Annotated in this window: 13 protein-coding genes; 10 read left to right on the plus strand and 3 right to left on the minus strand. The window is 61.8% G+C overall.

What is annotated here, in order from left to right:
- Nucleotides 1–2 precede the first annotated feature (2 nt).
- Nucleotides 3–458, plus strand: coding sequence for an RpiB/LacA/LacB family sugar-phosphate isomerase (locus ASC90_RS02455; RefSeq protein WP_056534965.1), 456 nt, complete (start codon nt 3–5; stop codon nt 456–458).
- 241 nt (nt 459–699) lie between these two features.
- Here ASC90_RS02455 and dhaL read toward each other — a convergent pair whose 3' ends face one another.
- The 3 genes from dhaL to ASC90_RS02470 are packed head-to-tail and all read right to left on the minus strand — an operon-like array spanning nt 700 to nt 3,102.
- Nucleotides 700–1,335 (minus strand): dihydroxyacetone kinase subunit DhaL, encoded by a 636-nt coding sequence (dhaL, locus tag ASC90_RS02460; protein ID WP_056534967.1) that lies wholly within the window; start codon nt 1,333–1,335, stop codon nt 700–702.
- Nucleotides 1,335–2,345 (minus strand): dihydroxyacetone kinase subunit DhaK, encoded by a 1,011-nt coding sequence (gene dhaK / locus ASC90_RS02465; RefSeq protein ID WP_056534969.1) that lies wholly within the window; start codon nt 2,343–2,345, stop codon nt 1,335–1,337. The genes dhaL and dhaK overlap by 1 nt, the downstream gene beginning before the upstream one ends.
- A gap of 52 nt (nt 2,346–2,397) precedes the next feature.
- A complete protein-coding gene (locus ASC90_RS02470) occupies nt 2,398–3,102 on the minus strand; it encodes a transcriptional regulator NanR (protein ID WP_056534971.1) in 705 nt (234 codons plus the stop codon).
- A gap of 149 nt (nt 3,103–3,251) precedes the next feature.
- On the opposite strand from ASC90_RS02470, the gene oiaX reads away from it, so the two are divergent.
- The 9 genes from oiaX (at nt 3,252) to ASC90_RS02515 (ending at nt 14,068) form a co-directional block, all read left to right on the plus strand.
- Complete coding sequence (oiaX, locus tag ASC90_RS02475; protein WP_244480276.1) at nt 3,252–4,523, plus strand: 3-oxo-isoapionate-4-phosphate decarboxylase OiaX; 1,272 nt, start codon at nt 3,252–3,254, stop codon at nt 4,521–4,523.
- Between the two features lie 5 nt (nt 4,524–4,528).
- A complete protein-coding gene (locus ASC90_RS02480; protein ID WP_056535246.1) occupies nt 4,529–5,860 on the plus strand; it encodes a four-carbon acid sugar kinase family protein in 1,332 nt (443 codons plus the stop codon).
- Between the two features lie 92 nt (nt 5,861–5,952).
- A complete protein-coding gene (locus tag ASC90_RS02485) occupies nt 5,953–6,780 on the plus strand; it encodes a phosphogluconate dehydrogenase C-terminal domain-containing protein (protein WP_056534973.1) in 828 nt (275 codons plus the stop codon).
- Between the two features lie 135 nt (nt 6,781–6,915).
- Nucleotides 6,916–7,857, plus strand: coding sequence for a D-ribose ABC transporter substrate-binding protein (locus ASC90_RS02490; protein WP_056534975.1), 942 nt, complete (start codon nt 6,916–6,918; stop codon nt 7,855–7,857).
- Nucleotides 7,858–7,935: 78 nt separating this feature from the next.
- The gene (locus ASC90_RS02495; RefSeq protein WP_056534977.1) at nt 7,936–8,580 is read left to right on the plus strand and encodes a DUF2291 domain-containing protein; all 645 of its coding nucleotides are present in this window, start codon (nt 7,936–7,938) and stop codon (nt 8,578–8,580) included.
- The gene (locus tag ASC90_RS02500; protein ID WP_056534979.1) at nt 8,577–10,124 is read left to right on the plus strand and encodes a sugar ABC transporter ATP-binding protein; all 1,548 of its coding nucleotides are present in this window, start codon (nt 8,577–8,579) and stop codon (nt 10,122–10,124) included. Before ASC90_RS02495 ends, ASC90_RS02500 begins: the two co-directional genes overlap by 4 nt.
- Nucleotides 10,121–11,182, plus strand: a complete 1,062-nt coding sequence (locus tag ASC90_RS02505) for an ABC transporter permease (protein ID WP_056534981.1) — start codon at nt 10,121–10,123, stop codon at nt 11,180–11,182. The genes ASC90_RS02500 and ASC90_RS02505 overlap by 4 nt, the downstream gene beginning before the upstream one ends.
- 1 nt (nt 11,183) lies before the next feature.
- Nucleotides 11,184–12,218, plus strand: a complete 1,035-nt coding sequence (locus ASC90_RS02510) for a Gfo/Idh/MocA family oxidoreductase (protein WP_056534983.1) — start codon at nt 11,184–11,186, stop codon at nt 12,216–12,218.
- The gene (locus tag ASC90_RS02515) at nt 12,215–14,068 is read left to right on the plus strand and encodes a hypothetical protein (protein ID WP_056534985.1); all 1,854 of its coding nucleotides are present in this window, start codon (nt 12,215–12,217) and stop codon (nt 14,066–14,068) included. Before ASC90_RS02510 ends, ASC90_RS02515 begins: the two co-directional genes overlap by 4 nt.
- Nucleotides 14,069–14,255: the final 187 nt, after the last annotated feature.

The raw sequence follows: 14,255 nt of genomic DNA on the forward strand, positions 1-14,255 counted from the left end.
CAATGAAGCTTGCCATAGCAGGAGACAGTGCCGGCGAAGGCCTCGCCAAGGTTCTGGCCGATCATCTGAAGGATCGGTTCGAGGTGCATGAAGTCTCGCGCACCAATGAAGGCGCGGATCCGTTCTACGCCAACCTGTCCGACCGCGTCGCATCGGGCGTCATCGACGGCACCTACGACAAGGCGATCCTCGTCTGCGGCACCGGCATCGGCGTCTGCATCTCGGCCAACAAGGTTCCGGGCATCCGTGCCGCGCTTACACACGACACCTATTCCGCCGAGCGCGCCGCACTCTCCAACAACGCCCAGATCATCACCATGGGCGCCCGCGTCATCGGAACCGAGCTCGCAAAGTCGATCGCCGATGCGTTTCTTGCCCAGACGTTTGACGAAGGTGGTCGTTCGGCCGGCAACGTCCAGGCGATGGACGAGCTCGACGCGAAATATAACGCACGCTGAAGGATGCGTCCGGATGGTCCCGGCCGTTTGCTACTACGGTGCGGGACAACGCGCCCTGATCTCCGTGGTTGTCACAGAGATCCAGCAGCCGCGTGTCCGCACGGTGCGAAACTCTTGCGGATCGCTCGATAATCATTCACCGGGCGGACGCGCTTTGCCTGGATTCCTGTGACAAGCATAGGAGAGAGTGGGTTACGCCCATAGCCGCGGCGGTGTCGGCTCCGGACAACCCGCCACATCGTCACCCAAGGCTCTCAGCCATCGTCCCGACAATCAAAGCCGCAGACACGGCCCCAGGATCGGCATGCCCAAGGACGCGCTCGCCCAGCCGGGACGCGCGGCCCTTGGTTGCGAGCATTGCCTTGGTCGATTCAGCACCAGCATTCGCCGCTTCAGCGGCAGCCTTGAGGCAAACGGCGAGCGGCGATCCCTTGGCGCGTTCCGCTTCCGCCGCATCTGCCGCCGGATGCCAGGCATCGACCATGGTCTTCTCGCCGGTCACGGCCTTGCCGCGATCCTCGATACCCTTGGCCATGGCAGTGAGGGCCGCCACCATGTCGTCAGCGCCAGCGGATGTCTTTCCCTTCAAAACAGCACCGGCGCGCATGAAAGCCGTGGCATAGAGCGGTCCGGACGAAGCGCCGACAGCGTTCAGGAAGGACTTCGCCGCGATGTTGAAGATGGCGCCGAGATCGGCCTCTGCATCGTTCGACGCAAGAGCCGTCTTCACCGTCGAAAAGCCAAGCTCCATGGTGATCCCGTGGTCAGCGTCTCCTATCACGCCGTCCAGTTCGCTCAGGCGGTCGCGATGTTCGGTGACGGCATCGGCAATCGCCGAGAACATCGAACGCAGTTCGTTTGCCGTGACCTCGCCCATCAGCTGCCGCTCCTGAACATCGCGCAATCGCAGGGATGATCGAGCAGTGTCTGCAGCTCGTCATCGAGATGAATCAGGGTGACCGAAGCACCCATCATGTCGAGGGAGCTGCAGTAGTTTCCAACGAGCGCCGAGTGGATCACGAGCCCTTCGCTGTCGAGCCGTTCATTGACCCGCGCCATCATGACGTACAGCTCCATCAACGGCGTTGCGCCGAGGCCGTTGACGAGAACGGCGACACGGTCGCCGCCAGCGGCCTTCATCTCCGGCAGGATCGTGTCGAGCAGTTGGTCGGTGATTGCGTTGGCGCTTTTCAGGGGCCCGCGCTCAACGCCGGGCTCGCCATGAATACCCATACCGATTTCCATCTCATCGGCGCCGAGTTCGAAATTCGGCTTGCGCGTCTGCGGCAGGGAGCAGGGACCAAGTGCCACGCCCATGGTGAAGGTCCGGTCGTTGGCCTTGCGGGCGGCCGCCTCGCAGGCGTCGATATCCATCATCCGGTCGGCTGCCGCACCGGCGATCTTGAAGATGAAGACGTTCCCCGCGACGCCGCGGCGGTCCGAGCGCCGGTCGCGCGGCGCGGATGCGACGTCATCCGTCGTCAGCACTGTGCGAACCTCGATGTCATCCATCGCCGCCATTTCGGCTGCCATGTCGAAGTTCATCACGTCACCGGCATAGTTTCCGTACATGAAGAGCACGCCGGCGCCGCCATCGACGGCCTTGGCGCATTCGAGGATCGGGTCCGGCGGTGGCGAAGCGAAGACATTGCCGATCACCGCGCCATCAGCCAGGCCACGCCCGACGAAGCCAACGAAGCTCGGCTCATGGCCGGAGCCTCCGCCGATGACCAGCCCGACCTTGCCCTTGCGCGGGCCATCAACGGCAACGACGGAACGCGTCGTTCCATCCACGCGTTTCAGATGATTGGGATGGGCGGCTAGGATGCCTGCCAGCATTTCGTCAACGGCATCCGCGCCATTGTTGATGATCTTCTTGACGGTCATCGATCCTCCTTTGATGCACACTGACGCCCCTCGTCCCGGGCGGACGGCATGCCTATTTCGTATAAAGTGCCCTCGATCGCTCGAGGTGTTTCAGGACGGCCGATTCTGCACCGTCGGCGTCCTTGGCTGCAAGCCGTTCGACGATCTCTTCATGCTCGACCAGCGTGAACTTTTCCTTGCCGGTCCAGATCAGCATTTCGGTATGATATTCGCGCAGCCAGGCCAGCATCGCCTCGCTGACGGCGCCAAAGATCGGGTTGCCTGATATCTGCGCAATCCGCGTGTGAAACTTCATGTCGGCCGAGATAAAGTCTTCGGCGTTGCCGAGCGACTGGCGCTGGTGATCGATGATTGTCTTCAACTCCTCGATATCTCCTGACGTCGCGCGCTGCGCCGCTTCCCGCGCCATGCCGCGCTCGAAGAAAATGCGGGCACTCTTCAGGTTTTCGAGACTGTCGTTTGATTGGGACAGCATGATCTTTGCGGTCAGATCCACCTGCCGGAAGATCGATTGCGCGGTGAGTTTCAACACCTTGGCACGTTCGCCATGGGAAATGTTGACGAGCCCCATCGCGGCCAGCGACTGCATGGCCTCGCGGATTGCCGGCCTGCCGACGCCAAAGCGCTCCATGAGCACACGCTCCGAGGGCATCTCGTCACCGGGTTTCAATTCACCCGATGTGATCATCCGTTCGAGCCTGTCGAAAACCTCGTCGGAAAGCTTCCGGCGAACGATCTGCTCGATTGGTTGGGTCATAGTGTCTCGCTGGCTCAGAACTCCCTCCCCTTAGCACTTTGCAAAGCGGCGACAAAGGCCGCAACAGAATTTTCCAATTGCGAAAATTGGAATACTCATTATACCAGTTAATGAGTTGATGCCAAGTTGGAGCTCTTGGCAAGAGGAGCATGACAGAATTGACGATGATCACCCTTACCTATCGCATCGAAACCGCCGGCAGCGTCGAAGCCATGGCCGACAAGATCGCCAGCGACCAGTCCACCGGCACCTTCGTGCCGGTTCCGGGCGAGACGGAAGAGTTGAAGTCACGGGTTGCCGCCCGCGTCCTGGCGATTCGGCCTCTGGACGACGCCCGGGCGCCCGGCTGGCCGGAAGTTGCGGACGGCCACGGCCCGCTGCGCCGTGCCGATGTCGATATCGCCTTTCCGCTGGACGCGATCGGCAACGATCTCTCTGCGCTGATGACCATCGCGATCGGCGGCGTCTATTCGATCAAGGGCATGACCGGCATTCGCATCGTCGACATGAAGCTGCCCGCTGAATTCAAGGGTGCCCATCCCGGACCGCAATTCGGCGTCCCGGGCAGCCGCCGGCTGACTGGCGTCGAAGGCCGCCCGATCATCGGCACGATCGTAAAGCCGGCGCTGGGTCTGCGTCCGCATGAGACGGCCGGACTCGTCGGCGAGTTGATTGCTTCAGGCGTCGATTTCATCAAGGACGACGAGAAGCTGATGAGCCCTGCCTATTCGCCGCTCAAGGATCGCGTCGCCGCCATCATGCCGCTGATCCTCGATCACGAGCAGAAGACGGGCAAGAAGGTTATGTATGCCTTCGGCATTTCCCATGCCGATCCCGACGAGATGATGCGCAATCACGATCTGGTGCTGAAAGCAGGCGGCAACTGCGCCGTCGTCAACATCAATTCGATCGGCTTCGGCGGCATGAGCTTCCTGCGCAAACGCTCCGGACTGGTGATGCATGCCCATCGCAACGGTTGGGATATTCTGACCCGTCATCCGGCAACAGGCATGGATTTCAAGGTCTACCAGCAGTTCTGGCGGCTGCTTGGTGTAGACCAGTTCCAGATCAACGGCATCCGCGTCAAATACTGGGAGCCGGACAGCAGCTTCGTCGAATCGTTCAAGGCCGTCAGCACGCCGCTCTTCGATGCAGCCGATTGCCCGCTTCCGGTTGCAGGCTCCGGCCAGTGGGGCGGACAGGCGCCGGAAACATATCAGCGGACCGGACGCACTACCGACCTTCTCTATCTGTGCGGCGGCGGCATCGTCAGCCATCCGGGCGGTCCGGCCGCAGGCGTGCGTGCCGTGCAGCAAGCCTGGCAGGCGGCGGTCGCCGACATCCCGCTTGACACCTACGCCAAGGACCATCCGGAGCTTGCCGCCTCGATTGCGAAGTTTGCTGACGGCAAGGGCGCGTGACCGTCATGGGCAAGCTGCTTCTCAGCTATTACGGCGATGACTTTACCGGCTCCACGGATGTCATGGAGGCGCTGGCGTCGAACGGCGTAAAGACAGCGCTGTTTCTCGGCATTCCAAGCGATGAGACGCTTGCGAAGTTCGACGACTGCCGGGCGATCGGCATTGCCGGTACCAGCCGCAGCCAGACGCCGGCATGGATGGCAGAACACCTTTCACCCGCCTTTGCGTGGCTCAAAAGCCGCGATGCCGCAATCTGCCACTACAAGGTCTGCTCGACTTTCGATTCCAGTCCTGACATCGGCAATATCGGCAAGGCCATTGAGATCGGCAGGGACATTTTCGCGCAGGATTGCGTGCCGGTCGTCGTCGGCGCACCGGAACTCAAGCGCTACACCGCCTTCGGGCACCTCTTCGCGGCTTATCAGGGCAAGGTTTACCGCATCGACCGGCATCCGGTGATGAACCGCCATCCGGTAACGCCGATGGCCGAGGCAGACCTGACTGTCCACCTCGCAGCACAGACCGAACTGCGGATCGCGCTCGCAGACCTTACAATGACCGTCGGCGATGCAGCGCAGCGGATCGATGCGCTTCTCACTGAACACCCCGGCATCCTGCTGATCGACGTCGACGGCTCCTGCTCCCAGGTGATCGCCGGAGAGCAGGTCTGGAGGCTACGCAGCGGTCGTAACCTCTTCGTCGCCGGTTCTTCGGGAGTGGAGTATGCGCTGCTCCATGCCTGGAACCGCGAGGGTCTCACAGCCGGCAAGGGTGACTTTCCGCTGCCTGGCGCCGTCGAGCGCCTCGCGGTCGTCTCGGGAAGCGTTTCGCCGACCACCGAGCGTCAGATCCGTCACGCCACCGAAAACGGCTTCGACGGTGTTCCACTCGATCCACTCGCCCTCGTCGGAGATGACGCCGAATCGGCGATCGATACCGCGGTCGCATCAGGTATCGCCGTGCTCAGGTCGGGCCGAAGCGTAATCCTCCATACGGCCCTTGGCCCCTCCGCCGACCGTGGCATCGAGATCGACCGCATCCCCGAAGCCCGCAATCGTGTTGGAACAGGTCTGGGCATCATTCTGCGCCGTCTGGTCGAAGCCGAAGCGCTGAAACGCGCCGTGATCGCTGGCGGTGACACGTCGAGCCACGCCTTGAGCGAATTGCGAGTCGAGGTGCTGACGACGCTGCTACCCCTGCAGCAGACGCCGGGTTCGCCGCTCTGCACTGCTCATGGCAATTATGCAGCGACAGACGGCCTGCAAATCGCCCTGAAGGGAGGTCAGGTCGGCGCCGACGGCTACTTTGCACAAATCCGTGACGGACAGCGCTCCTAGACAGGTAGCAAATTATCGATATCAACTGCTATGGTGATTGACTCATCATACCAGTTGAGGTAGCTGATAGAAAAATCGAAAGGCGAGAAAACATGACTGCAATTGCCCTCTTCGGCGCCGGCGGCAAAATGGGTTACCGGCTTGCCAAAAATCTCAAAGGCTCGCGTTTTGATGTCCGCCACGTGGAGGTCAGCGACGGTGGCAGGGCGCGCCTGAAGCAAGATCTCGGTATCGATTGCGTCGGTGCAGACGAAGGTCTTGCCGGCGCAGATGTCGTTATCCTGGCGGTACCGGATACGGCGATCGGCAAGGTCGCTGCCGGCATCGCCGACAAGCTGAAGCCCGGCACAATGGTCGTAGCGCTCGACGCCGCCGCCCCCTTTGCGGGTCACCTGCCCGAGCGCGCCGACCTCACCTATTTCGTGACTCATCCCTGCCATCCGCCGATCTTCAACGACGAGACGGACATGCAGGCCAAGAAGGACCATTTCGGCGGTCTCTTCGCCAAGCAGCACATCGTCTCGGCGCTGATGCAGGGCCCGGAAGCCGCCTATGACCTCGGCGAGGAAATCGCCAAGGTGATCTGGGCGCCGGTCATGCGCTCGCACCGCGTCACCGTCGATCAGATGGCGATGCTGGAACCGGGCCTGTCGGAAACGGTCTGCGCCTCGCTGCTGGTCGTCATGCGCCAGGCGATGGACGAATGCGTTGCCCGCGGCGTGCCTGCGGAAGCCGCCCGTGACTTCCTGCTCGGCCACATGAACGTGCTCGGCGCCGTCATTTTCAAGGAAGTCGATGGCGTGTTCTCAGATGCCTGCAACAAGGCGATCGAATTCGGTATCCCCGCGCTGATGCGCGACGACTGGAAGAAGGTCTTCGAACCTCAGGAGATCGCCGAAAGCATCCGGCGCATCACCTGACAATACGGCGGCAGGGTTTCGGCCTTGCCGTTTCGCCGGCCCGGTGGGGAGTCACGGTCCGGCAATTGAACTTCGCATGAATTCTGGTTGGGCCGGGGTGGCCCAGCCCATGCGTCAAACTCGGGAGGAGAAACCATGACTTTTACACGTAGACTGATCCTTGCCGCCTTTGCGGGCGCTCTTTCGCTCGGCGTCGCCATGCCGGCATTTTCGGCAGACCTGATCGCCATCATCACGCCGGCGCATGACAACCCGTTCTTCAAGGCCGAAGCCGTCGGCGCCGAAGCCAAGGCCAAGGAACTCGGCTACGAAGCGCTCGTCATGACCCATGACGACGATGCCAACAAGCAGTCGGAAATGATCGACACCGCAATCGGACGCGGCGCCAAGGCCATCATCCTCGACAACGCTGGCGCCGACGCCTCCGTCGCCGCCGTCAAGAAGGCCAAGGATGCGGGCATCCCGTCCTTCCTTATCGACCGCGAAATCAACGCCACCGGCGTTGCCGCCGCCCAGATCGTTTCCAACAACTATCAGGGTGCACAGCTCGGCGCGCAGGAATTCGTCAAGCTGATGGGCGAGAAAGGCAATTATGTCGAGCTCGTCGGCAAGGAATCCGACACCAATGCCGGCATCCGCTCGCAGGGCTACCATGACGTCATCGACGACTATCCGGATCTGAAGTCGGTTGCCAAGCAGTCGGCCAACTGGAGCCAGACGGAAGCCTATTCGAAGATGGAAACCATCCTCCAGGCGAACCCCGACATCAAGGGTGTCATCTCCGGCAACGACACGATGGCCATGGGCGCGATCGCGGCTCTTCAGGCTGCCGGCCGCAAGGACGTGATCGTCGTCGGCTTCGACGGTTCGAACGACGTTCGCGACTCGATCAAGGCAGGCGGCATCAAGGCCACCGTTCTCCAGCCGGCATACGCCCAGGCACAGATGGCCGTCGAACAGGCTGACGCCTACATCAAGAACAAGACGCTGCCGAAGGAAGAGAAGCAGCTGATGGATTGCGTCCTGATCAACGCCGACAATGCGTCCAAGCTCGAAACCTTCGCGATCGCCAAGTAATCGGCATAAAGCACAGCGCAGGGGGTTCGGGAAGCCGCGCCCTCTGCGGTCTATTTCACGTCATATCGAGGTTACAGCATGATGAGGATCAGGGGCGCCCTGATCGCCGCTCTCGTGGCGGCGGCATTGCCTGGCTGCAAGATCGTCAAAACGCCGACGGCCGAGGAAAAGGCCGCAGCGGCCGCAAAGAACGCGTTCGACCCGATCGCCAAGGTCGAGGCCATCTGGCAGCCGCAGCTGATCCCCTATTTCGAAAAGCGCGCCGGTGATCTCAAGGACGTCGTTGCGGCTGTTGCTGCAGGCTCCGACCAGGCGGGCGAGAAATACGGCAACCCGAAGAAGCAGGCGAGCTCGCCCTGGACCTATGCGGTGAAATTCACCGGCAAGGTCGTGGCCGAAGACACCCAGTCGCGCGCCGCCACTCTGGATGTCGATGCCGATGGCGACGGCAAGACGGATGCCAAGGTGCAGATCGGCCCGGCGCTGCGCGGCACCGCTCTGCGCGATACGCTGGATTTCGTCAATTTCAACGAATTCAAGAACCAGATCGAATGGGCCCAGTTCGGCAAGGCCTTTAACGAGAAGGCCAACACCGCCTTTCTGTCGGCCATTCCGCGTGACGGGCTCACCGGCAAGACGGTGACCGTCATCGGCGCCTTCCCGCTGCCATCGAGCGGCGATCTGCCGCTGATCACCCCTTCGGAACTGACGGTGACGCCATGACCGATGACGCTACCAGCAACGATATCATCCTGCGCCTTGACGATGTCTCGAAGGTCTATTCCGGCATCGTCGCCGTCAAGCGCGCCAATCTCGAACTGCGCCGCGGCGCGGTAAATGTTCTCGTTGGCGAGAACGGCGCCGGCAAGTCGACGCTGATGAAGATCATCGCCGGCGTCGAGCGCCCGACGCTCGGCAAGATCATTCTCGAGGGCAAAACCGTCTCCTTCGACAGTCCGGCCGAGGCACAGGCACATGGCATCGGCATGATCTTCCAGGAGCTCAACCTTTTCGCCAACATGACGGTCGCCGAAAACATCTTCGCGACCCGCGAGATCACCCGCGGGGTGCTTGGCATCGACCACAAGGCGCAGGTGGAAAAGGCCAATGGGTTCCTGAAGCGGCTGGATGCCGGCATCGATGCGGAAACCATGGTCGAAGACCTGCCGATCGGCCAGCAGCAGCTGGTCGAGATCGCCAAGGCGATGTCGCTCGATGCCCGCATCCTGATCATGGACGAGCCGACCTCGGCGCTTTCGGCAGCCGAAGTCGAAATCCTCTTCAAGGTCATTGCCGAGCTGAAGGCGCAGGGCGTCGCCATTGTCTATATCTCGCACCGCCTCGAAGAGCTGATGCGGATCGGCGACTACATCACCGTGCTGCGCGACGGCCAGATCACCGGTCAGGCGATGGTGAAGGATATCGACACCCGCTGGATCGTCCGCTCGATGATCGGCTCGGATGCCAAGGATTTCGCCAAGGCCGACAATCACGCATTGGGTGGCGAGATGTTCCGCGCCGAGGATATCACCCTCCCCCGCCCGACCGGCGGGCTTGCCGTCGATCACGTCTCGCTCTCGGTCAAGTCTGGCGAGATCCTCGGCATCTACGGCTTGATGGGCGCCGGACGCAGCGAATTCTTCGAATGCGTCATCGGCCGCCACATGCATTCGACCGGCAAGATCTTCATCGACGGCCAGGAAGTGCGCGCCCGCGATACGACACGGCGCATACGTCGCGGCCTGGCGCTGATCCCGGAGGACCGGCAGCGCGAGGGTCTGGTGCAGGTACTGTCGATTGCCAGCAACCTGACGCTTGCCAGCCTCGGCCGCTTCGCCCGCTTCTTCCATATCAACGCTTCGGCCGAGAAGAACGCCATCGGCGAGGCGATCAAGGATCTCGCCATCAAGGCGCCCAATCCGGATTTCGAGGTCACCTCGATGTCCGGCGGCAACCAGCAGAAGGTGGTCATCGGCAAGGCGCTGATGACCAATCCGAAGGTTCTGCTGATGGACGAGCCGAGCCGCGGTATCGATGTCGGCGCCAAGGCCGATGTCTTCAGAACCATGCGGCGGCTGGCAGCCAACGGGCTCGCCATCCTGTTTTCGACTTCTGACCTCGAAGAGGTCATGGCGCTTTCCGATCGCATCGCGGTGTTGAGCAACGGCAGGCTAACTGCCGTGTTCGATCGCGACGAGGCGACGGAAGATGCCATTATCGCGGCTTCGGCCAAGGGACACGGACACCAGGGGAAAATCGCGTCATGACGGCGGCTACTTCAACTCTCGCGCCGAAGGGCGCCAACGGCTCCGCACTTCTGACGCTGATGAAGCTCAGAACCTTCATCGCGCTGTTTGCGGTCATCATCTTCTTTGCGATCTTCGCGCCGAATTTCACCTCGACGGCGAACATGATCCTGATGTCGAAACATGTGGCGCTGAACGCCTTTCTCGCCATGGGCATGACCTTCGTCATCATCACCGGCGGCATCGACCTGTCGGTCGGCTCGATCGTCGGCCTCTGCGGCATGGTCGCCGGCGGGCTGATCCTCTACGGGATCGAACTGCCGATCGGCTACACGATCTTCTTCAATCTCTTCGAGATCGTGCTGATCACGCTGGCGGTCGGCCTCGCGATCGGCCTGATCAACGGGCTGCTGATCACCAAGCTCAACGTCGCGCCGTTCATCGCCACGCTCGGCACGCTCTATATCGCCCGCGGCCTGGCGCTGCTCTCCTCCGACGGCCAGACCTTCCCGAACCTCGTCGGCCGCCCGGAATACGCAACCACCGGCTTCGATTTCTTCGGCGCCGGGCGCATTCTCGGCCTGCCGGTGTCGATCTGGATACTGATCGCGCTGGCGCTGATCGCCGCCTATGTGGCGCGTTCGACGCCGATCGGCCGCCACATCTTCGCCGTCGGCGGCAATGAGCGGGCAGCCCGCATGTCCGGCATCCGGGTCGATCTGGTGAAGATCTTCGTCTACATGTTCTCAGGCCTGTGCGCGGCGATCGTCGGGGTCGTCATCTCCTCCGAACTGATGGCGGCGCATCCGGCGACCGGCGAAAGCTTCGAACTGAACGCCATCGCCGCAGCCGTTCTCGGCGGCACCTCGATGTCGGGTGGACGCGGCACGATCGGCGGCACGATCATCGGTGCCTTCGTCATCGGCATCCTGTCGGACGGGCTGGTGATGATGGGCGTTTCGTCCTTCTGGCAGATGGTCATCAAGGGCCTCGTCATCATCATCGCCGTCGTCGTCGATCAGGCACAGCGCCGCCTGCAGCAGCGCGTTACCCTCATGCAGATGGCAAAGGCAGGTTGAGATGAGCGAATTGAAAGGTGCCCTGATCGGCTGCGGTTTCTTTGCGGTCAACCAGATGCATGCGTGGCGCGATGTCGTGGGTGCCCGTATCGTGGCGATCTGCGATAGAGATCCGGCCCGGCTGAAAGCAGTCGGCGACCAGTTCGGCATGGAGCGCCGCTATTCCGATGCTGCCGAACTGTTCGCTGCAGGCGGCTTCGACTTCGTCGATATCGCCACGACCGTTCCGAGCCACCGGCCGCTGGTCGAGATGGCGGCGAGGCACAAGGTGCCTGTGATCTGCCAGAAGCCTTTCGCTTTGTCGCTGGCGGATGCCAAGGCGATGGTGGTGGCGTGCCGTGATGCTGCAATCCCGCTGATGGTGCATGAGAACTTCCGCTGGCAGACGCCGATCCAGGCGGTGCGTCGCCTGCTCGACAAGAGGGCGATCGGCACGCCCTTCTGGGGGCGCTTCTCCTTCCGCTCCGGCTACGACGTGTTTTCGGGACAGCCCTACCTCGCCGAAGGCGAGCGCTTCATCATCGAGGATCTGGGTATCCATACGCTGGATATCGCCCGCTTCATCCTCGGCGACGTCCGGAACCTGACGGCACGCACCAAGCGGGTCAATCCGAAGATCAAGGGCGAAGACGTCGCGACGATCCTGCTCGACCACGAAAGCGGCGCCACCTCGATCGTCGACGTCAGCTACGCGACAAAGCTTGCCAATGAAACTTTTCCTGAAACGTTGATCGAACTCGACGGCACCGATGGCACGATCCGGCTGTCGGCAGGCTACCGCCTCGAAGTGACCAACTCGACCGGCACGATCGTTTCAGACGCCTCGCCGCAACTTCTCGGCTGGGCCTCCCGCCCCTGGCACAGTATCCAGGAAAGCGTGTACGCGATCCAGCAGCACTGGAGCGACCGCCTGAGGGACGGCGGCGAGCCGGAGACCTCGGGTGCCGACAACCTGAAGACCTTTGCGCTTGTCGAGGCGGCCTATGAGAGTGCCAAGACCGGCAAGCCCATCGACGTAGAGGCGATGCTGCGATGAGTTCCGAAATCTTCGCTCTCTACGGAACGCATGAAGCCGAAGAGCGTCCGGTTTCGCTTTCGGCCGGGCGCTTATCGGCCGATCTCGCCAACGGCAATCTGCGGACGATCCGTTACAACGGCATCGAGGTTCTACGCGCCGTCTCCTATCTGGTCCGCGACCGCGACTGGGGAACCTACAGCCCTCGTATCCAGAACCTTGTCGTCGACCAAGGCAGGGATACGTTTTCAGTCCGCTATACCGCCGGTTGCGCCGGGCCGGAGGATAGCGCACTTGCCATCTTCGTCCATATCGCAGCGACTGAGAACGAACTGACCTTCGATGCCGAAGCCCTCTCCCCGACGGGCTTCGAGACCAACCGCTGCGGCTTCTGTATCCTTCATCCGATTGTCGGAGTAGCCGGTGCTCCGGCGACGGTCGAGTATGTGGATGGCCGCGCCGTCGACACGGTGTTCCCCGATCTGATCGATCCTTGGCAGCCCTTCAAGGACATGCGGGCGATCAGCCATACGGTCGCCGACGGCATCACCGCGAGATGCCTGATGGAGGGCGACACTTTCGAGATGGAAGACCAGCGCAACTGGTCGGATGCATCTTACAAAACCTACGTGCGACCGCTCGCTCTGCCCTGGCCCTATAGGATCGAGGCCGGTGAAACGATGCGGCAGCGCATCGTGCTGACCATCAACGACCGGCGCCCTCGCAACCATCCGATAGCCCGTTCCTTAAAACCGCAAATAGCAGAAATAACCAAGGGTGAACGATCCGGCACGATGCCCCCCATAGGAGTTATCGTGACCCCGGCAGAAGCGCGCGCGACGTTGGCTTCGATGGAAATTCTGAACGAGGTCGCTCCGCAGCATATCCTCTTCCATTTTGACCCCGCCGCCGGCCATGGAGTGTCGGCACTTCGGGATTTCACCGCTCTTGCGAAAATCCATTCCGGTTCGACAACGATAGAGATCGCGCTACCCTGCGCAAAATCCCCCGCGCAAGAAGCCCGCGAGATCGCGGCACAAATGGAGTCAGTTGGTTTCGTACCCAATGCAATTGTCGTCTCCCCCTCCGTGGACAGACAATCAACGCCGCCCGGTAGCAAGTGGCCCGAATGCCCTCCGCTGGAAGAAATCTATGATGGCGCGCGGGCTGCATTCGGCGATGTCCGGCTCGGCGGTGGGATGCTGAGCTTTTTCACGGAACTCAACCGCAAGCCTGTGCCCGCGGAACATCTGGATTTCGTCGCGCACTGTACCAATCCAATCGTCCACGCCGCCGACGATCTGAGCGTCATGCAGACGCTGGAAGCATTGCCGTTCATCACCCGCTCCGTACGATCGACCTACGGTCACAAGCCCTATCGGATCGGCCCCTCGACAATCCCCATGCGCCAAAATCCATATGGCAGCAGGACAATGGACAATCCCGACGGAAAGCGGCTTCCCATGGCCAGTTTTGATCCGCGGCACAATGGCAGGTTTGCCGAGGCTTTCGCTTTTGCATATGCGCGGCAAGTGGCAGACGCTAACCTTGAATGCCTCACGCTTTCGGCAGTGACTGGACCTTTTGGCCTCATTGCCGGCCCGAGGGAACCCTCCAGTCCCGGTTCGCCTCGCCCGATCGTCAACACGATCAAGACGCTTTCGTCGCTGGCGGGCTGCCAATGGCTCGAATGCCGCTCATCAGCGCCCGCAAACGTCCTGGCTTTGCTCACCGTAGGGCCGACACGACGCCAGCTGCACCTTATCAACATTGCGCCGACACCGCAGCTCGTCGACACCAGCGCTTTGATCGCTGATCAGAGCAGCCCGCAGACGTTGCCACCTTTTTCCGTCGTATCAATTGGTGTCTAGTGAGCGCATGGTACGCCGCTTGGCCACGAGCGACCAATTGTGCGTTGAACGAGATCGCGGCCGGCTTCCCGGCGCCGACTGGTCCGTCGTTCCAGAAGCGCCGTCGTGCGGTTTGTTCATGCTCGTGTCCTACTTCTGCACGGAGAACCTTCGTGGGAGGCCGGGAGCTCCACGGCCCACTGCAGTG

This window comes from Rhizobium sp. Root1220 (assembly GCF_001426265.1).
Taxonomy (GTDB): Bacteria; Pseudomonadota; Alphaproteobacteria; order Rhizobiales; family Rhizobiaceae; genus Rhizobium.